Below are 19,089 nucleotides of genomic sequence, written 5' to 3'. Positions count from 1 at the left end.
GAAAAATATTGTCCAATATCTTCGCGTTGTTCGGCTCCTGCTCAAACCGGACCAACTGGTTGTCAACCGTGTCCAGGCTCTCGAAGGTCTCCGTCAAAAACTCACGAAGAAGATCGTCCATACGCGTGGCCTTCACTGCACGCGGGCACGCGACCGTCGCCAATGCCCGACTAACGCGGCCACTGTGTGCGGAAAGCGTTTAATATTGGTTGCGTGCCGCGGGACGATGCGGCGGAAGTTCAAATAGTTAGGGCCTTCGTACGATCCCGAGGCTCGTCGTCAATACAATCTTCACTATAACACTGCGCCCCTCAGGACGCAGTTACCACCATGGTGTCGCCTTCCGGCGCAAGTGACACGGTCAATCCGCAGGCCTGCGCGAGCAGCCGCGTGTAGTACGGCTGCACGCCATGCGACTCGATCGGGCCGCTCTGCGTCCCGTTGAGCAGATCGACGATGTTGTGCGGCGTGCGGGCGTTGATACCGGCTGCAACGATGCGGAAGGACAAATTGTCGCCTTCTCCGATCGGGTCGATCGTCAACGTACCACCGCGCGGAATCGTCTGCTGAGCAATCACCAGCATGTTGAGCAGCAGCTTGACGCGGTTCTTGGCGAGCAGCAGCCGCGGCAGATTCCACGTCAGCTTGGTCTTGTCGTCTTCGAGGTGACCGCGCGCCATGTTCTGCGCGTCGCCGAGATCGATCTGCGCTCCGGCCGAGCCGGCCGCACCGAACGCCAGCCGGCAGAACTGCAGCCGGGCCGATGCGGTTTTGGCGCTCTTTCGAATCAATTCGAGCGCGAAATCGCGGTCTTCCTGTTTGGAGCTGTCGTCGAGCACTTCCAGGCCATTGACGATCGCGCCGACCGGGCTGATGAGATCGTGGCACACCCGCGAACACAGCAGCGCCGCGAGCTCCAGCGCGTCGGGTGCGGGAGCCTGCACAGCGGGAGATTGGGTGTCGGACATCAGTCTGTTCCTCGGAAAACCGCTCGCAAGACGAATCAGCCTTGGTTAATGGCTTGATACACTGCGGCCGCAGGCAGTGCCAACACAACGGTCCGGCACGAACAGGACCACCGACGGAGGATGACACAGCTTGATGACTGCCGCGTTCGACCAGCCCGCCGTCGTTTCCTCCGCGCACGCCGCAACTCTGCTCGAGCCGCTCACCGAGCTGGTGCTGCGCGCCGGGGCGGCGATCATGGCGATCCCGCGCGACGCCAAGGTCACCCAGAAGCCTGACGGCTCGCCGGTGACGCCTGCTGATCTCGCCGCCGACCAGGTGATCGCCGAGGGACTGGCGAAGATCGCGCCGCACGTCCCGGTGCTGTCGGAAGAGTGCTGCAGCAACGGGCGACCGACATCGGGCAGTTTCTTCGTGGTCGATCCGCTCGACGGCACTAAGGAGTACATCGCCGGCCGCGCCGAATTCACCGTCAACCTGGCGCTGGTGTGCAACGGCCTGCCGGTGCTCGGCATCGTCGGCGCGCCGGCTCTGGGGCTGGCGTGGCGCGGCGCGGTCGGCCATGGCGCCGAACGGCTGACGGTCGCGGCTGACGGGATCAGCTTCACTGCCAGCGCGATCCAGACCCGGCCGCTGCCGCAGCCGGGCGAGCCGTGGATCGCCACTGTCAGCCGGTCGCATCTCGATCCTGCCACCGTCGCTTTCATCGACGCCCGCCCCGGCGCCGTGCACGCGACGCTGGGATCGTCGCTGAAATTCTGCCGGATCGCCGAGGGCGAGGCCGACATCTACCCGCGGCTCGCATCGATCTGTGAATGGGACATCGCGGCCGGCGCCGCGCTGGTGATCGCCGCGGGCGGCAAGGTGACCGACCGCACCGGCGCCCCGCTGCGGTTCGACAAACCGCGGCCAAACTTCATCGTGCCGGAGTTCATCGCCTGGGGCGATCGCAACGGCAGCTAACGTTGAAGCTATTCGGCGAGCGTCGCCAACAGTCCCGGCCAGCGCTCGCGGGCGTCGTGGAGATAGCGCTCCGGACTAGCCGCGAAGGCGTCGCGATTTTCCTCGCGGTCGAACAGATACAGCCGCTGGCCGCTGATCAGCCAGATCAGCGCGTTGCCGGCCAGCGGCACGCCGCGCGCCACCGCGACCGGATCGTAGCCGCCGAACTGCGGGCCGTAGATATCCGGCCGGGCGAGAAAGAACTTGCGATTGTCGTCGTTGCAGAACCGCCAGACCGCGCCCTTTGCGGAGGCCTCGAACTCGGATTGGCCTTGCCGCGCCTGATGATCGGTGAAATACGCCACCGGATCGAAGCCATCGATCGCAAGACCGGTGGTGCGATCGACCACGAGGCGCTCGGTCGTGCCGGCGTGCACGATCGTGGGCACAGAACTGCAGACGGCAACGAGGCCGAGCAGTCCGATCAAGGCGATTCGAAGGCGCATCCGGTTCCGTTCCTGCCGCTGTGCCGTCATAGTTGCTGCCGATAACGTTCCGAGTCGGGGACAAACGTCGCTACAGGATGCCCGTCAGCATCCGGTTAAAGCGGCGCAAGGGATTTGAAGACCCAGGGGTGAATTGCATGAGCTTCGTGACGCGTCGCGCCGCGCTGTCCTTTGTTGCGCTGGCGGCCCTGAATGTGCCGGCTGTGGCGCAGCAACAGCCATTGCCACCGAAGTCCCCCGCCGGCCCGAACACCTACGGGCCGGACGAGCTGGTCGGCGCCGGCCACCGCTTCTTCGGCAACGTCTCGCGCGGCCTCGCCTCGGTGATCGAGCGCGCGGTCAGCCAGTGGGGCCTGCCCAACGGCTATGTGCTCGGCGAGGAAGGCTCGGGCGCGTTCGTGGCCGGCCTGCGCTACGGCGAAGGCACGCTCTACACCAAGAACGCCGGCGACCTGAAAGTGTACTGGCAGGGGCCTTCGGTCGGCTTCGACTGGGGCGGCAACGGCGCCCGCACCATGACGCTGGTGTACAACCTGCCCTCCACCAACGCGATCTATCAGCGGTTCGGCGGCATCGACGGCTCGGCCTATGTGGTCGGAGGCTTCGGCATGACCGCGTTGACTGCCAACGGCATCGTGCTGGTGCCGATCCAGTCCGGCATCGGCCTGCGGCTCGGCGCCAATATCGGCTACCTCAAGTTCACCCCCTCGGCGACCTGGAATCCGTTCTGATCCAGGCCGCTTGCGCGGCCTACAGCCAGAGCGCGTAACCGGCTACCGATTCACGTTAACGCCGCAATGCACTGGCGCGAAGGCGCCGGCTTATGGCATTGTGCTGCAAATGGATTTGCGGCTGGACGGCGACGTTCGCCCGCGCCATCAACGGTTCATCGTCCGAATTCGCGCCGACGCGCTCCGCGCCAAGCTCCGCGGAACGCGCGCGCCTTGCCAAAGCGCGTGTGGGAGACATCGATGGTCGAACAGATCATGTATCTGGCGATCGGCTTTCTGGTCGCGATGCTGCTCGCGCTGATGCTGGCACCGCTGGTGCATAATCGCGCCGTGCGGCTGACGACGAAGCGGCTTGAAGCGGCGACGCCGCTATCGATGGCGGAGATTCAGGCCGACAAGGACCAGCTCCGGGCTGAATTTGCGATGTCGGCGCGGCGGCTGGAGATGAGCGTCGACCAGCTCAAGAACAAGACCACCAGCCAGTTCGCCGAGATCGGCAAGAAGACCGACGCGATCAATCGCCTCAAGCTCGAACTCGCCGAGAAGAACGCCGCGATCGAGACGCTAGAGGCGCGCGAAAAGGCGGTGCAGGAGCAGCTTCGCACCACCGAGCAGGACTTCGCCGCCAAGACCGAGGAGCTGCGCAGCGCCGAGAGTGCACTGGCCGAGAAGCAGGCCGAGCTCGCCCGCATTAACGCCGAGCTCAACGAGCGCTCCACCCTGGCCGACACCCGGCAGGTCGAACTGGTGGCGCTGCACACCAAGATCGAGGAGCTGCAGGCGCGGGTCGGCGAAGCCGAGAAAGAGTTTGCCGCCACCCGCAGCCGGCTCGAAGCGCAGCGCGGCGAATCCGCTTCCACCACGCGCGAGCTGGATGAGGCCCGCGGCCGCGTCGAGGCGCTGAGCCTGCGCGTCGGCGAGCTCGACCGGCAATTGCTGCTGCAGGTCAAGGAAGCCGAGCTGCTCGGCGGCCGCGTCCACGAGCTGGAAGAGCGCCTCGCCGCCCAGAGCAAGCTGCTGGCCGAGCGCGAATTCGAGAACAATCAGCTCCGCGCTGCCAACGAGGCAGCGCTGCGCACCGTCGGCGAGCTGCGTAACGAGCTCGATGCCACCAGCAACAAGTCGCCGGACCTCGCCCGCCTCCGCAAGGACAAGGCCGCGCTCGAAGACCAGCTCACCCAGGCCCGCGACGAACGCGCCAAGGCGCAGCGCGAGCTGGTGGCGCTGAAGCAGCAGGCGGAAAGCTCCTGGGAAACCGAGCGGATGGAGAACGCGCTGCTGCGCGAGCGGATCAACGACATCGCCGCCGAGGTCGCCAAGCTGGCGATCACGCTGGAAGGTCCGGATTCGCCGATCCAGGCGATGCTCACCGCGCCGGCGCCGGCCAAGCCCGCGAAGGGCACCAAAGCCGCCAACGGTACCAAGAGCGCCGGCGTCACGCCGGTGGTGGCCGGCGGCACGCTCGCCGACCGCATCCGCGCGCTGCAATCCCACGCCTCGCGCGCGCGCCAGACCGGCTGAACCGCGCCGCCCCTGCGACGATCTGGGCAAATCTGCCAAAGCCGGGTGTTGCCGCTTGACACCCCCGCCCCGCACTTCGTAAATCGCGCCTCTACGGTGGTTCGACCGGCCGCTTCGCGGCCCCTGTTCCCAACCGGTCCCGGGCGCATAGCTCAGCGGGAGAGCGTTCCCTTCACACGGGAGAGGTCCAAGGTTCGATCCCTTGTGCGCCCACCATCTAATGTCCCAACAACTCTGCGGTCTTCGTTTGCCGCCTCTGCGATATCGGCAGATTTGACGGCTGCGAACCCGTCTTTGCGCCTTCTCCCACAAATCTATTCGGCTCGACCGAGGAACGACGGCTGTGATGGGGCTGACGATCCCGACATCGCTACGCTGCAATCGTTCCTGCGATGAGAGACCGTGCGGGGAAATATTCGTCTGTGTGCATATTTCACCACCCGCCGGCAAACAGGCGAGCAGTGTCAAAGTTGATTCGATCAGCTGCACCTGAGGCGCTGCGGTCGATCATTCACTAACAGTGCAACCATGAACCAGACCAACTCGCCAAGCAGCTCGAATACTAGCAATGACATGTCCTAATGATTGAAGACGGTAAATTGCGAATTGCGGTCACTAAGACCGGAGAGGCAATCGGCCTCAATCTTGTGGAAGCGAAAGACAGTTTGGACATGGTAGGCAATAGGAAACGCTAATCGATAGCGAAGAGCGCCCAAAGACCCTATCCATGTTTACACAATGCACTTACATATTTCTTGCAATCATTGAGAGTGAAACCCTAAAAGAACAACTTACTTTTCGGGAGTCTATTTATGCGAAGAGACGAAATCATTGCCGCCCTAAGAAACGTTAGACACGCCCTCGAAGAGGCGAAGATCGCCAACACGATCTTTTTCTTTATGAGAAGCGGCCCGAAGGAAGGCGCCGCAGCACGAGCCTTCCAAGCTTACGCCCACTTTATGACAAGTTACTCTTCATTCGGTCCAGCCGAAAGGAAGATAATGGACGCCATGAAGGTGACCCCTATTACTTCCGCCGAATTCTGGCAAAGGCTGGTCGAGAAGAAGGAAGGCCCACAAGACATTTCCGCGACCAGATTCGGAGCAATGCTTATAACGGACTACTTTCCGTCCCTTGAATCTCTCTTCGAACGAAATTCCGACGCTCAAGTGTTTGTGTCGGCAAATCAGCACGGTTTAGACGAGAAGATTGTATCAGCAAGGCTACGCTTCTTTGTACGTGAGCCAGACGTTCCAACGTTATCTCTAAAGCACTTCGTAGCAACCTTGAAGGCTGTCGAATCTCTCTACGATGCCCTTCTACGAACTTACAATTTGAGTTCGGAAGAAAGCTTGATCGTCGGCTCACTTGATTCCGGGAGCGACAAGGAATTTGACGTAATCGGCCTAGCAAAAGGAATTAAGGTGGTTTCCGAGACCCTGCTGGAGTGCTGGCAGCGCATTAGTAACGCGAAGGCATTGAAGACATCGATGAACATTAAGGTAGCCTGCGACAGCATTGATGCACTCCAGAAACTCAAAGCTGCACAGGACAACGATTCTTTGAGCGCTGAAGAGGCTGAGACGCTTCGACGGACCATATTAAGCAGCGTTGAGACGTTGTTCGAAAATGGCGTCTACACAGAAGCCATGGAGACGCAAGTAGCCATTATTCCCAGCTCTCTTCCTGTGGAGCGCAAGAAGCTAATCGTATTCCGTGAAAAATCTCCGACGCCGGACCCCGGGCAACAATATGACCCGGAACAAGAAGATGATATTATTGGTCCAGATGACTAGAAATAGCGGGACAGCTTCACAATCACCTAATGACCTGACACGGATTCTTGCGGCACACGGGCGTCATACAAGTTTCATTGTGAAGGAAGGTACAGACGTCTCAATCGACTGTGCCAACAAGGTTTCTAGTGACGTGGAAGGAGATCCGGTCACGACCCGGTAGGCCACTTCCATTTCACAAACGAAAAAGCCGCGGCAACCAGCTGCTTCCAGTTCTTCGACAGGAATGCGGACAACCGAGATTCGCGTTTCGCCCCTTCCTCGTCGTCGAACTTATAGGTCGTATGAACGACGATTTCCTTCAACTTCATAGGACAAACCTTTCCCGTGGCGAGAAATTGCCTCGCAAGACCGATTGACATGTTACCTGGGGAAAGGGACAACCCGCTTTGCTACGGACGGGGAGCTTAGTCGCTCTCCTACCAGGCTCAGGTGGCGCCCTCGACAAGCGCCACCTGAATCCCGGTTACCAGTGTCTGGTTGTGACGGGAAGAGTGTATGGGATTCAGAGCCCGACTTATCCCGTGGCGATTCTAGCGAACCGCCATCTTTCCCCGCCAGCTCGACGAAAAAGACAAATCACTGCCGTGGGTTACCGTGTGGAAAAGTTCCATCTCCGGCAGATTGACATTGAATAACTTTTCGAACCACGTTGGGATCTATCCCATATTGACCTGCATGATCGTCCCGATTCGACTCACAGATTGGGAATCGCCGACAATCTCAATGAAGAGCTTGATCGCCACAGGACGGACCGAAATTGATTCACGGCCCTGAAGATCACGTCCTCATCCGCCGCGGCGGATCCCGGCTTCCCCGCAGCGGTTCACGATGCCGAGCAGATCGTTCCAACCGCGCTGCACACGGGCAACGAGCGAGAGCTGAACGCGCGGTGCGGGAGACCTTTCGGCTGTTGCATCCCTGATGAGGCGCGCCACGCGCGGCGACGAGCCGGCGAAGTCGTTAGTTGCTGCAGAAAAAATCAAGCAGTCCTACCGCAGCAATCTAGCCAATTGCGACAGGACACTAATCATGGTCGAACGCAGCTGATAAATGCATGTACCGGATTGACCGAACTCGAAGACGGGGAGCTGCTGCCGCGGCTGACCGCATGCGCAGAAACGTGCGCCAAGCGCAATTACCTAGCCCCCCTGCGCGAGCTCATCGTCTCGTTGTCGGCCTACTTCCCCTCCTCCGCGCCACAACGCCGTACAACATCGCACCGCACCAATTGATCCGGCACAATGCGGCCGCACTGCACGCTCGTTTAGCGACGATCGCAGATGGCGTTTGTCCATCGTCGGGAAGGGAGCGGTCCATGCCTCATACCATCGATCAGAAGATCAACGCGTTGCTCGAGCAGGAGACTTCGCTGCGGCAGTGGCTGGAGCAGATCCGGGCGCTGACCAAGGACGCCCGCGGCGCCACCGTGATCGCCGGACTGACGCAGAAGGAAACCGAGGAGTTTCTGCTCCTGAGCCCGCTGGTCCGCGCCTTCGACAGCGGTATGACCGCCGACCATGCGGCCGCGGTCCGGGCGCGCCATGCCGAGCTGAAGGCCAAGCTCGAAGGCGCCCTGCAGGACAACGCGATCGAAAGCCTGAGCGGCTGGGGCGAAGCGGCCGCGGCCGCCCGCTGAGCCGCTAAGACACCATCGCCAGCACGGATCGTTCGAGACGGCGCGGGCGCGGGCCGTCTCGTTAGGCTGCGCCGATCGTAAGCGTCCGTTCGCAGCTGCCCGACGGTATGATGGGTTTCGCTACGCTCAACCCATCCTACGGGGTTCGATCGCTGACAGCCTGCTCACTCACGCCGAGGCTTGCTTGGCCTCAGCGGTGACGGGCGCGCAGAACTTGTTGGCCAGCCACGACGACAGCGTCGCCGGCACCAGGCCGACCAGACCGTACAGCACGAATTGCAGCACGCCGGCATCGGCGCCGCGGTTGCCGTACATCACGGCGGTGGCGAGGAAGCCGATCACGCCGACGATCACCACCCGGCCGCCGGGGCTGACCCGGCGGATGTGGCTGATGATCTCGTCGATAGCCGCCATCATCAGCGCCGGCAGCAAGCCGAACAGGTAGCTGTATTGCAGCGACTTGAACAACACGACGAAGAACTTCTTCACCTCGGTCAAATGGGTGTGCGCCCAATAGCCCGACAGATAGGTCGTCGCGAACAACAGCAGCAAGCCGCCGATCAACGGACCGATCGCGGCAAAGATCACGTAGCGCTTCATGCCTGCTCCACCCGCGGCCATGCCCGGCCGCGGCCGACAGGCTACGCTGCCGGCCACCGGTTCGACAACTGTCCGAAACGGGAAGGCCCTGGGTGGCAGGGCCATCCGCGGTGCTACATCTGCACCGCGATCAGGTTCGGGCCGCCGCTGGAGAGGCCGGCGGCGAGCGCGGCGTTGAACTCATCGGCGGTCGACACGTTCTTGGCCGGGACACCCATGCCCTTGGCGAGCGCCACCCAATCGAGGTCCGGCCGGTCCAGCGTCAGCATGTCCTCGGCGCGCTGGCCGGGCTTACCGGCGCCGACGCCGTCGAACTCGCCGCGCAGGATCTGATACTTGCGGTTGGCGAACACCACGGTGGTGACGTCGAGGTTCTCGCGGGCCTGGGTCCACAGCGCCTGCACGGTGTACATCGCGCTACCGTCGCCGACCATGCACAGCACCTTGCGATCCGGGCAGGCCACCGCGGCGCCGACCGCGACCGGCGGCGAGAAGCCGATCGAGCCGCCGAGGTTCTGCAGCCAGTCATGCGGCGCGGCGGCCGCCGTCGGCGGGAAGAAGCCGCGGCCGGTGGTGATCGATTCATCGATCACGATGCCATTCTCCGGGATCGCCATCGCGATCGCCTGGGCGATGTTGTCGAGCGTCAGCGCGCCGGTCGGCTTGGCGATCTCGACCAGCTTCTGCGGCGCGGCGTCGCTCGCCTTGGCGCCGAGCGCACCGGCCAGCGCTTCCAGCGCCGCGACCGAATTCTCGCCGACCTCGGTGACGCGATGCGCCTCGCAGCCTTCCGGCTTCAGCAGGCTCGGCTTGTCCGGATAGGCGAAGAACGCCACCGGATCCATCGCCTCGACCAGCACGATGTGGCGGAACTGCTTGAGGATCGGCAGCGCGGCATCGACCACATACGGAATCCGCTCGATCCAGTAGCGCCCCTGCCCGCGCGCCATCCGGGCGTTGTAGGTCTGGCCCATCACCTTGCAGCCGGTCTTGCCGGCGATCCGCTGCGCCAGCGCCAGGCCATGCTCGGTGAGCGCAGCGCCGGACAGCAGCAGCAGGGTCGGCTCGCCGGAGCGCAGCACGCGCGCGGCGGCTTCCACCGCCTGCGGCGAATAGGTCGGGCGCTGGCTGTCTTCCGGCACGTCGGCGACGCCGTCGGCTTCATTCCAGGCGGTGTCGGCCGGCAGGATCAGCGTGGCGATCTGCGCCGGCGAGCTCTTGGCGGCGGCGATCGCGGCGGCGCCGTCGCGCGCCACCGACTTGGCGTCCGGCGAGGTGCGGACCCAGGCCGACATCGGCCGCGCCAGGCCCTCAATGTCCGAGGTCAGCGGCGCGTTGTAATCAATGTGGTAGGTGGCGTGCTGGCCGACGATATTGACGATGCCGGAAGCCGCCTTCTTAGCGTTGTGCAGGTTGGCAAGGCCGTTGGCGAGGCCGGGGCCGAGATGCAGCAGCGTCGAGGCCGGCGTGCCCTTCATCCGATAGTAACCATCGGCGGCACCGGTGACGACGCCCTCGAACAGGCCGAGCACGCAGCGCATCCCCTCGACCCGGTCGAGCGCGGCGACGAAGTGCATTTCCGACGTGCCAGGGTTGGTGAAGCAGACATCGACGCCGCCCTTGATCAGCGTCCGCACCAGACTCTCGGCACCATTCATAGTTTCGCTCCCGATTTGCAATTTGTGCGCCCGATCAATCATTGTTCCATCGCTTCGTCAAAGGGGGACGGCGCGCGGCAGGACTGCGGCGAACGCGTGCGCCGACGTACAGCCGCCGGCTTGCGCAATCGCTGCGATTATGGCCAGTTCGGAGCGAAACGAAGATTGCGAGGTTTCGGAATGGTTCGTCGACTTGCCGCCAGCGCGCTCGCGCTGATCTCGATCGCCACCGCCCTGCCGACCGCCGCTTCGGCGCAAGAGCTCGACCTGCGCTCGGTGATGGGATTCGGACCGTTCTATCGCTCCGGCCCGAGCGCCAATCCGATCCCGCGCGAGACCGTGATGTTCGACGGCAACTATGCCCCGGGCACGATCGTCATCAGCACCCGCGAGCGCCGGCTGTATCTGGTCCAGAGCGACGGCACCGCGCTACGCTACGGCATCGGCGTCGGCCGCGACGGCTTCCGCTGGTCGGGCACCCACCGCATCACCGCCAAGAAGGAATGGCCGGGCTGGACCCCGCCGGCCCAGATGCTGCGCCGCCGCCCCGACCTGCCGCGCTACATGGCAGGCGGCGAGGACAATCCGCTCGGCGCCCGGGCGATGTATCTCGGCTCGACGCTGTACCGGATTCACGGCTCCAACGAGCCGGAAACCATCGGCCAGGCGGTGTCGTCCGGCTGCTTCCGCATGACCAATGACGACGTCAAGGACCTGTACGACCGGGTTCGGGTCGGCACCGTGGTGGTGGTGAAAAACTAAGCCAGCCGGGCGATCGGCCGCGTGCACAGGCGGCTGCGGCCGAATTGCCGGTTGTGCGCCGGACCGGAATGCGGCAGCCTTTCGTGATGCACTGCGGCGCCCGGCATCTTAGACCTGCGCTCGCGGCGGTTACCGCCGCGATCACGCTCCTCGCGACGGCCCCGGCCGGCGCCGCCGAGGCGACCGACTTCTCCGCCACCCAGCGCAGCGAGAAGACCGACTTCACCGACAGTCAGATCGTCGACGGTTTCTTCCGCACCGCGTTCGGCGCCGAATTCCACATGGCGGGACGGGTCGACCGGATTCGCAAATACGAGGCCCCGGTGCGGGTCTATGCCGAAGGCGACGGCCAGGCGCATCGCCGCGCCGAGCTCGCCCGGATCGTCTCGGACATCGCCGGCCGGGTCGAGCATCTCGATATCGCGATGACTGACAATCCGGACGAGGCCAACGTCACCGTCCACCTCGTCCGCGACCGCAACCTCGGCAAGACCATCGCGACGTTCTACGGCGAGGAACGCGCCCGCGAGATCCGCGAAAGCCTCGATCCGCAGTGCCTGTCCGGCTTCCGCAAGAACGACCGGTACGAGATCGAGCGCTCCGACGTCATCCTCACCATCGACAACGGCGACTTCGTGTTCCGCGACTGCGCCTATGAGGAACTGCTGCAGTCGCTCGGCCCGATCAACGACACCGACAAGGTGCCGTGGACGATGTTCAACGACGACGTCCAGAAGGGCTATTTCGACGTCTACGATCAGTACCTGTTGAACATCCTGTACCACCCGGCGATCCGCCCCGGCATGACCGTGCCCGAGGTCAAAGCCGTGCTGCCCCAGGTCCTCGCCGACGTGCGCAGCTACGTCGCCAAGGTGAACAAGCTGACGCGTTAAGGCGTCATCGGGCGCTTCGCCAACACGTGCAAAAAGATCGGGGCGACCCGGGTGTCCGCGACGATCGGTTCGGCTGCAGCGACCTCCTCCGAGGCCATCGGCTCGCCGAACGCCTCGATCCTGAGCCCTGCCCCGACGATCATCGCAACCCAGGTCGACAGCGTGCGGTGAAACCGCGGAACCGCAAACGGCGTCAGCGTGGCGTTCTGCTCCGGCGAGAGGCCGGAAAACAACCACCGCTCAACCCGGCCGTCGCTCTCGTCGAAGTAATCGGCCAGTTCGATGGCCACCGGAACGCCGTGCTCATCGCGGATGTTGCGGCGTGTCGGCGGCACGAAGCAGGGATGCAGGATGGAGAATTGCAGAAAGCCGCCCGGCTTCAGGATTCGCGCAACCTCCCGGAGCACAGCCGCCTGGTCGACCATGTCCATCATCGACATGAAGGCCGTCACAAAATCGAAACTGCCGCCTGCGAACGGCAGCGTGAGGCCGTCTCCCAGCACATAGTCGATGCCAAGCGGATCACATCGTTCGGCGTCCCGGGCATGACGCAGAAAGGTTGGGGCGATGTCGAGGCCGGTCATCGAGGCGCCGAGCCGCGCGACGACGCGCGTGTTGGTGCCTTCACCGCAGCCGAGGTCCAGCCCTTTAAGACCAGCGACCGGCGGCAGCATCGCGAGGAAAGCCGGCGTATTTAGCGCATCGCGATATCGATCATGGCCGGCACGCGCGAGCATCGTCCACGTCTCGGCGTTGCTCTCCCAATGCGCGGAGACCTCCTTGGCGTCCATTTTGTCCCTCCGATTTCAAGCGAGGGCGGAGCCATAGGGGTCACAGATGTCAAAGCAAGGGCGCCAACATGGCGCCCTTGTAACGCGTGACGTCTTACGCCGTCTTGGTGAACAGCTCGCGGCCGATCAGCATGCGGCGGATCTCGCTGGTGCCGGCGCCGATTTCGTAGAGCTTGGCGTCACGCAGCAGGCGGCCGGTCGGATAGTCGTTGATGTAGCCGTTGCCTCCGAGCAGCTGGATCGCATCGAGCGCGCACTGCGTGGCGCGTTCGGCGGCGTACAGGATCGCGCCGGCGGCGTCTTCGCGGGTGGTCTCGCCGCGGTCGCAGGCCTTGGCCACCGCATAGACGTAAGCGCGCGAGGCGTTCATCGTCACGTACATGTCGGCGACCTTGCCCTGCACCAATTGGAAGGTGCCGATCGGCTCGCCGAACTGCTTGCGCTCGTGCACGTAGGGCAACACCACATCCATGCAGGCCTGCATGATGCCGACCGGGCCGGCGGCCAGCACCGCGCGCTCGTAGTCCAGCCCGCTCATCAGCACGTTGACGCCGCGGCCGACCTCACCGAGCACGTTCTCCTCTGGCACTTCGCAATCCTCGAACACCAGTTCGCCGGTGTCGGAGCCGCGCATCCCGAGCTTGTCGAGCTTCTGCGCGGTCGAGAAACCCTTGAAGCCCTTCTCGATCAGGAACGCGGTGATGCCGCGCGGCCCGGCGTTCGGATCGGTCTTGGCGTACACCACCAGCGTCTCGGCGATCGGGCCGTTGGTGATCCACATCTTGTTGCCGTTGAGGATGAAGCGATCGCCCTTCTTGTCGGCGCGGGTCTTCATCGACACCACGTCGGACCCGGCGCCCGGCTCGCTCATCGCCAGCGCGCCGACATGCTCGCCCGAAATCAGCTTCGGCAGATATTTGCGCTTCTGCGCTTCGTTGCCGTTGCGGCGGAGCTGATTGATGCAGAGGTTGGAGTGCGCGCCATAGGACAGGCCAACCGAGGCCGAAGCGCGGGAGATCTCCTCCATCGCGATGCAGTGCTCGAGATAACCGAGCCCGGCGCCGCCGTAGTCTTCCTCGACGGTGATGCCGTGCAGGCCGAGCGCGCCGAGCTTCGGCCACAGGTCGCGCGGGAACGTATTGGTCTTGTCGATGGCCTCGGCGCGGGGCGCGATCTCGTTAGCGGCGAAGTCGCGAACGGTCTCCCGGATCGCGTCGGCGGTCTCGCCGAGATCGAAGTTGAACAGGCTCTGCGCGTTGGGAATCATGCTGGGTGCTCGCTCCGCTCGGCGGCGCCTGCAGCGTCGCCGTGTGTTGTTTGCGCGCACCATGTCACGGCGCCGGGAGCCTGAGAAGGCTCCAATGGTCGGGCGGTGCAGCACGGTCTCCAGCTTGTCGACGCAAGTCGCGCGCGGAGCGCTTTTCTACCGTCAAATCAATTTGTTCGAGCGGCCGGTCAGGCTCCCGGAAAACGCCCTACCGCTGCCGCCTATTGACGATCTGATCAGACGGCCGAACCCGCCGGACCAAACCATGGCGGGACCGAAAATCCGACCGCGACCGCCGCCGTTTTGAGGCGAGCGTCCATGACATGGCCAGGGAGGACGACGATGCACGGCACCATCGAGACCGGAAAAGCGGCGCGGCTGCGGGCGGCGCGCGAGGAAGCTTATGCGACCCCGCTGAAGGACTTCCATCCCGGCGCCCCGCGGCACTTCCGCGACGACACGCTGTGGCCGTGGTTCGAACGGCTGCGCAAGGAAGAGCCGGTGCACTACTGCACCAACGCGCCGATCGAGCCGTATTGGAGCGTCACCAAGTACAACGACATCATGCATGTCGACACCAACCACCAGATCTTCTCGTCGGACTCCACGCTCGGCGGCATCTCGATCCGCGACGCGCCGGTCGGTTACGATTGGCCGAGCTTCATCGCGATGGACGAGCCGCGGCACTCGGCGCAGCGCAAGACGGTGTCGCCGATGTTCACGCCGCAGCATCTGGACGAACTGGCGGTGCTGATCCGCGGCCGGACCCAGAAAGTGCTGGACGGCCTGCCGCGGGGCGAGACCTTCAACTTCGTCGACCGCGTCTCGATCGAACTGACGACGCAGATGCTGGCGACGCTGTTCGATTTTCCGTTCGACGAACGCCGCAAGCTGACGCGCTGGTCCGACGTCGCCACCGCGCTACCGAAGAGCGGCGTGGTCGAATCCGAGCAGCAACGCCGCGACGAGCTGAACGAATGCGCCGCGTATTTCGCCCGGATGTGGAACGAGCGGGTGAACTCGGAGCCGCGCAACGACTTGCTGTCGATGATGGCGCATCACGACGCCACACGGACGATGGACCGCGACAACCTGATCGGCAACATCCTGCTGCTGATCGTCGGCGGCAACGACACCACCCGCAACACCATGTCGGGCTCGGTGTTGGCGCTGAACGAGAACCCGCACGAGTTCGAAAAGCTGCGTGCCAATCCGAAGCTGATCGACACCATGGTGCCCGAGGTGATCCGCTGGCAGACGCCGCTGGCCCACATGCGCCGCACCGCCCTCCAGGACACCGAGCTCGGCGGCAAGACCATCCGCAAGGGCGACCGCGTGGTGATGTGGTACGTTTCAGGCAACCGCGACGACGAGGTGATCGAGCGGCCGGAGGAATTTATCATCGACCGCGCCCGGGCCAGGATCCACCTGTCGTTCGGTTTCGGTATCCATCGGTGCGTCGGGATGCGCTTGGCCGAATTGCAACTGAGGATCGTATGGGAGGAGATGCTCAAGCGTTTCGAGCGTATTGAAGTTGTCGGGGAGCCGAAGCGGGTGTATTCGAGCTTCGTCAAGGGCTACGAGTCCTTGCCGGTCCAGGTCTCATGACCTTCCCCCCAAAACCAACAAGAAGACGCAGCCGATGAAACACCATGCCGCGGAGCAGGACGAATACCACGACATCCGCGACGCCGTCGCCAAACTGTGTGCGCAGTTTCCCGGCGAGTACTGGCGCAAACTCGACCGCGAAATGGCCTATCCCAAGGCGTTCGTCGACGCCCTGACGGAGGCCGGTTACCTTTCCGTTCTGATCCCCGAGGAATACGGCGGCGCCGGCCTGAAGCTGTCGGCTGCGGCGGCGATCCTGGAAGAGATCCAGCGCGCCGGCTGCAACGGCGGCGGTTGCCACGCCCAGATGTACACCATGGGCACCCTGCTGCGGCACGGCAGCGACGAGCAGAAGGCCAAGTGGCTGCCGAAGATCGCCAGCGGTGAACTCCGCCTGCAGGCGTTCGGTGTCACCGAGCCGACCTCGGGCACCGACACCACCTCGCTGAAGACCTTCGCCAAGAAGGATGCCAACGGCGACTACGTCGTCAACGGCCAGAAGATCTGGACCAGCCGGGCGGAGTATTCCGACCTGATGATCCTGCTCGCGCGCACCACGCCGAAGGATCAGGTGACCAAGAAGACCGAGGGCCTCTCGGTGTTCCTGGTCGACATGCGCGAAGCGCGCGGCCATGGCCTCGAGATCCGCCCGATCCGCACCATGATGAACCACGCCACCACCGAAGTGTTCTTCACCGACATGAAAGTGCCGAAGGAGAACCTGATCGGCGAAGAGGGCAAGGGCTTCCGCTACATCCTCTCCGGCATGAATGCCGAGCGCATCCTGATCGCGTCGGAGTGCGTCGGCGACGCCAAATGGTTCATCGCCAAGGCCAGTGCCTACGCCAAGGACCGCACCGTGTTCGGCCGGCCGATCGGCCAGAACCAGGGCATCCAGTTCCCGATCGCCAAGGCCTACGCTAACATGCGCGCGGCCGAGCTGATGGTGAAGGAAGCCACCCGCAAGTACGAAGCCGGCATGGATTGCGGCGCCGAGGCCAACATGGCCAAGATGCTCGCGGCCGACGCGTCGTTCGAGGCGGCCAACGCCTGCATCCAGACCCACGGCGGCTTCGGCTTCGCCGAGGAATACGACGTCGAGCGCAAGTTCCGCGAAACCCGGCTGTATCAGGTCGCTCCGATCTCGACCAACCTGATCCTGTCGCATCTCGCCGAGCACGTGCTCGGGATGCCGCGGTCGTACTGAGGGCGCGGGCAGCAACCGCTGCCTCGCTTGAACCGTCTCCTTCGTCATTGCGAGCGAAGCGAAGCAATCCAGAGCCGAGTGCACCGAGCCTGGATTGCTTCGTCGCTTCGCTCCTCGCAATGACGTAGCCATTGCAGGATTGATTGGATGCTTCCGCTCGAAGGACTGACCGTCATCGCCGTCGAACAGGCGGTTGCCGCGCCGTATTGCAGCTCGCGGCTCGCCGATGCCGGCGCCCACGTCATCAAGATCGAACGGCCCGAAGGCGATTTCGCCCGCGGCTATGACGCCGCCGCCAAAGGCCAGAGCAGCTACTTCGTCTGGCTCAACCGCGGCAAGGAATCCGCGGTGGTCGACCTCGCCACCAAGGAAGGCCGCGCCGAGCTGGAAAAGCTGATCGCCTCGGCCGACGTGCTGCTGCAGAACCTCAAGCCCGGCTCGATGGACAAGCTCGGATTCGCGCGCGAGCGGCTGCGCAAGGATTATCCGAAGCTGATCATCTGCACGATATCGGGCTACGGCGACGAGGGCCCCTACGCCCATCGCAAGGCCTATGACCTCTTGATCCAGGCCGAAAGCGGTCTCGCCTCGATCACCGGCGGCCCGGAAAGCGCCTCGCGCGTCGGCATGTCGATCGTCGACGTCGCCACCGGTGCCACGGCGCACGCGGCAATCCTCGAGGCGCTGATCGGCCGCAGCCGCACCGGCCAAGGTGCCGACATCCGGATCTCGATGTTCGACGTGATGGCCGACTGGCTGACCGTGCCCTTGCTCAATGCCGAGGCCGGCAATCCGCCCAAGCGTCTCGGCCTCGCCCATCCGTCGATCGCGCCCTATGGCGTGTTCACATCGAAGGACGGCAAGGACATCCTGATCTCGATCCAGAGCGAGCGCGAGTGGAAGAAGCTGTGCTCGGATGTGCTGCGCCAACCTGACCTGCCGAACGATCCGCGGCTGTGCAACGGCGTCGAGCGGGTCAAGAACCGCGCCTACACCGATAAGATCGTGGCCGACATCTTCGGCTCGCTGACCCGAGACGATCTGCTCGAACATCTGGCCGCCGCCGACATTGCGTTCGCCGAAGTCAACGCGATGGAAGACCTGTCGCACCATCCGCATCTGCGCCGGATCGAAGTCGACACCCCGAACGGCAAGGTCAGCTATCCGGCGCCGGCGGCGATCGTCGTCGGCGAGGATCGTCACTACGGCGCGGTGCCGGGCATCGGCGACAAGCGTAAGTAAGCGAGGACCAGCATGACCGACGCGCTCGATATCGATCACCTGCGGCAGTGGATCGGCCGTAGCGAACAAGCCACCGACCTGGTCACGCCGCAACTCGTGAAGGGACTGCGCGCGACGTTGTTCCTCGACATCGGCAAGCCGCAGACCGGCGATGCCGCTCCCTTCACCGTGCACTGGTGCCTCGGGCAGCCGGTGTACCCGATGGACCAGCTCGGCCCCGACGGCCACCCGACCCGCGGCGGCTTCCTGCCGCCGGTGCCGCTGCCGCGCCGGATGTGGGCCGGCGGCGAACTGCAGTTCGTCGATGCGCTCAAGGTTGGCGACGAAGTGACCCGGACCTCGACGATCGGCGACGTGACGATCAAGCAGGGCTCGACCGGCACGTTGTGCTTCGTCACCGTCAATCATGAGATCACTACGCCGCGTGGCGTTGCGATCCGCGACCGCCAGGACATCGTCTATCGCGACGTGCCGCCGCCCTCGTCCGCCCCCGCAGCGCCGGCCAAGCCTGCGGCTGCGCCGCCAGCGGCCAAGCATCGCGAGAGCCACCTCGCCGATCCGGTGCTGCTGTTCCGCTATTCGGCGCTGACGTTCAACGGCCACCGCATCCACTACGACCGCGACTACGTCACCAAGGTCGAGGGATATCCGGGCCTGATCGTGCACGGCCCGATGCAGGCCGCGCTACTGGTCGAATTCGCCGCCAAACTCAAAGGCAGCGTGCCGAAGACCTTCAGCTATCGCGGCGTGCAGCCGCTGTTCGACGGCGCCGACTTCAGCGTCAACGCCAACGAGACGGCAGCCGGCCTCGACCTCTGGACCGCCAACGCCGACGGCGTGCCGACCATGAAGGCCACGGCGAGCTGGTAGCATTTGTCGCGCGGCGGCCGCGAAACCCCTCCCCCTTGCGGGGAGGGTCGGCCGAGCGAAGCGGAGGCCGGGGTGGGGGTCCCCGAGCAC

Annotated in this window: 18 protein-coding genes and 1 tRNA gene; 12 read left to right on the top strand and 7 right to left on the bottom strand. The window is 64.1% G+C overall.

Features of this window, described 5'->3' with window-relative positions:
• Positions 1–311 precede the first annotated feature (311 nt).
• On the bottom strand, positions 312–968 hold the full coding sequence (chpT, locus tag VRZ08_RS24610; RefSeq protein WP_011157185.1) for a histidine phosphotransferase ChpT: 657 nt from the start codon (positions 966–968) through the stop codon (positions 312–314).
• Positions 969–1,101: 133 nt separating this feature from the next.
• Here chpT and VRZ08_RS24605 point away from each other — a divergent pair, with 133 nt between their 5' ends.
• Positions 1,102–1,929, top strand: coding sequence for a 3'(2'),5'-bisphosphate nucleotidase CysQ family protein (locus tag VRZ08_RS24605; protein WP_414534206.1), 828 nt, complete (start codon positions 1,102–1,104; stop codon positions 1,927–1,929).
• Positions 1,930–1,937: 8 nt separating this feature from the next.
• Here VRZ08_RS24605 and VRZ08_RS24600 read toward each other — a convergent pair whose 3' ends face one another.
• A complete protein-coding gene (locus tag VRZ08_RS24600) occupies positions 1,938–2,444 on the bottom strand; it encodes a YHS domain-containing (seleno)protein (RefSeq protein WP_107354814.1) in 507 nt (168 codons plus the stop codon).
• Between the two features lie 107 nt (positions 2,445–2,551).
• Between VRZ08_RS24600 and VRZ08_RS24595 the strand changes: the two genes are divergently transcribed.
• The 4 genes from VRZ08_RS24595 to VRZ08_RS24580 all read left to right on the top strand — a co-directional run bounded on the left by VRZ08_RS24595 (position 2,552) and on the right by VRZ08_RS24580 (position 6,462).
• The gene (locus tag VRZ08_RS24595) at positions 2,552–3,145 is read left to right on the top strand and encodes a DUF1134 domain-containing protein (RefSeq protein WP_414534204.1); all 594 of its coding nucleotides are present in this window, start codon (positions 2,552–2,554) and stop codon (positions 3,143–3,145) included.
• A 240-nt stretch (positions 3,146–3,385) separates the two neighbouring features.
• Complete coding sequence (locus VRZ08_RS24590; protein WP_414534203.1) at positions 3,386–4,666, top strand: hypothetical protein; 1,281 nt, start codon at positions 3,386–3,388, stop codon at positions 4,664–4,666.
• A gap of 141 nt (positions 4,667–4,807) precedes the next feature.
• Positions 4,808–4,882 (top strand) — tRNA-Val (locus VRZ08_RS24585).
• A 596-nt stretch (positions 4,883–5,478) separates the two neighbouring features.
• Positions 5,479–6,462: a hypothetical protein gene (locus VRZ08_RS24580; RefSeq protein WP_414534202.1), complete on the top strand. Its 984-nt coding sequence runs from the start codon at positions 5,479–5,481 to the stop codon at positions 6,460–6,462.
• A 149-nt stretch (positions 6,463–6,611) separates the two neighbouring features.
• On the opposite strand, the gene VRZ08_RS24575 is transcribed toward VRZ08_RS24580, so the two are convergent.
• Positions 6,612–6,773, bottom strand: a complete 162-nt coding sequence (locus VRZ08_RS24575) for a hypothetical protein (protein ID WP_414534201.1) — start codon at positions 6,771–6,773, stop codon at positions 6,612–6,614.
• 1,007 nt (positions 6,774–7,780) lie between these two features.
• Between VRZ08_RS24575 and VRZ08_RS24570 the strand changes: the two genes are divergently transcribed.
• Positions 7,781–8,101, top strand: a complete 321-nt coding sequence (locus VRZ08_RS24570; RefSeq protein ID WP_107354809.1) for a hypothetical protein — start codon at positions 7,781–7,783, stop codon at positions 8,099–8,101.
• A gap of 168 nt (positions 8,102–8,269) precedes the next feature.
• Here VRZ08_RS24570 and VRZ08_RS24565 read toward each other — a convergent pair whose 3' ends face one another.
• Both VRZ08_RS24565 and VRZ08_RS24560 read right to left on the bottom strand, forming a co-directional pair.
• The gene (locus VRZ08_RS24565; RefSeq protein WP_414534200.1) at positions 8,270–8,701 is read right to left on the bottom strand and encodes a DUF5413 family protein; all 432 of its coding nucleotides are present in this window, start codon (positions 8,699–8,701) and stop codon (positions 8,270–8,272) included.
• 113 nt (positions 8,702–8,814) lie between these two features.
• The gene (locus VRZ08_RS24560; RefSeq protein ID WP_414534199.1) at positions 8,815–10,359 is read right to left on the bottom strand and encodes an acetolactate synthase large subunit; all 1,545 of its coding nucleotides are present in this window, start codon (positions 10,357–10,359) and stop codon (positions 8,815–8,817) included.
• Positions 10,360–10,539: 180 nt separating this feature from the next.
• Here VRZ08_RS24560 and VRZ08_RS24555 point away from each other — a divergent pair, with 180 nt between their 5' ends.
• Both VRZ08_RS24555 and VRZ08_RS24550 read left to right on the top strand, forming a co-directional pair.
• Complete coding sequence (locus VRZ08_RS24555; protein ID WP_107354806.1) at positions 10,540–11,121, top strand: L,D-transpeptidase; 582 nt, start codon at positions 10,540–10,542, stop codon at positions 11,119–11,121.
• Between the two features lie 68 nt (positions 11,122–11,189).
• Complete coding sequence (locus tag VRZ08_RS24550) at positions 11,190–12,014, top strand: DUF2927 domain-containing protein (protein WP_246701592.1); 825 nt, start codon at positions 11,190–11,192, stop codon at positions 12,012–12,014.
• On the opposite strand, the gene VRZ08_RS24545 is transcribed toward VRZ08_RS24550, so the two are convergent.
• Both VRZ08_RS24545 and VRZ08_RS24540 read right to left on the bottom strand, forming a co-directional pair.
• Positions 12,011–12,805, bottom strand: a complete 795-nt coding sequence (locus VRZ08_RS24545) for a class I SAM-dependent methyltransferase (RefSeq protein WP_414534198.1) — start codon at positions 12,803–12,805, stop codon at positions 12,011–12,013. The two genes, VRZ08_RS24550 and VRZ08_RS24545, sit on opposite strands and share 4 nt — an antisense overlap.
• Positions 12,806–12,899: 94 nt before the next feature.
• The gene (locus VRZ08_RS24540) at positions 12,900–14,072 is read right to left on the bottom strand and encodes an isovaleryl-CoA dehydrogenase (protein WP_119018066.1); all 1,173 of its coding nucleotides are present in this window, start codon (positions 14,070–14,072) and stop codon (positions 12,900–12,902) included.
• Between the two features lie 342 nt (positions 14,073–14,414).
• On the opposite strand from VRZ08_RS24540, the gene VRZ08_RS24535 reads away from it, so the two are divergent.
• The 4 genes from VRZ08_RS24535 (at position 14,415) to VRZ08_RS24520 (ending at position 18,999) form a co-directional block, all read left to right on the top strand.
• Complete coding sequence (locus tag VRZ08_RS24535; protein ID WP_414534197.1) at positions 14,415–15,680, top strand: cytochrome P450; 1,266 nt, start codon at positions 14,415–14,417, stop codon at positions 15,678–15,680.
• Between the two features lie 34 nt (positions 15,681–15,714).
• Positions 15,715–16,887, top strand: a complete 1,173-nt coding sequence (locus tag VRZ08_RS24530; RefSeq protein WP_263991092.1) for an acyl-CoA dehydrogenase family protein — start codon at positions 15,715–15,717, stop codon at positions 16,885–16,887.
• Positions 16,888–17,034: 147 nt separating this feature from the next.
• Positions 17,035–18,129 carry a CaiB/BaiF CoA transferase family protein gene (locus VRZ08_RS24525; protein ID WP_414534196.1) on the top strand — a complete coding sequence of 365 codons (1,095 nt, stop codon included), beginning with the start codon at positions 17,035–17,037 and terminating at the stop codon, positions 18,127–18,129.
• 12 nt (positions 18,130–18,141) lie between these two features.
• Complete coding sequence (locus VRZ08_RS24520; RefSeq protein ID WP_414534195.1) at positions 18,142–18,999, top strand: MaoC family dehydratase N-terminal domain-containing protein; 858 nt, start codon at positions 18,142–18,144, stop codon at positions 18,997–18,999.
• The last annotated feature ends 90 nt before the right edge of the window (positions 19,000–19,089 follow it).

Source organism: Rhodopseudomonas sp. G2_2311 (genome assembly GCF_047501505.1).
Taxonomy (GTDB): Bacteria; Pseudomonadota; Alphaproteobacteria; order Rhizobiales; family Xanthobacteraceae; genus Rhodopseudomonas; species Rhodopseudomonas palustris_H.
Note: the sequence above shows the minus strand (reverse complement) of the source record. Positions and strands in the feature narration are given on the sequence as shown.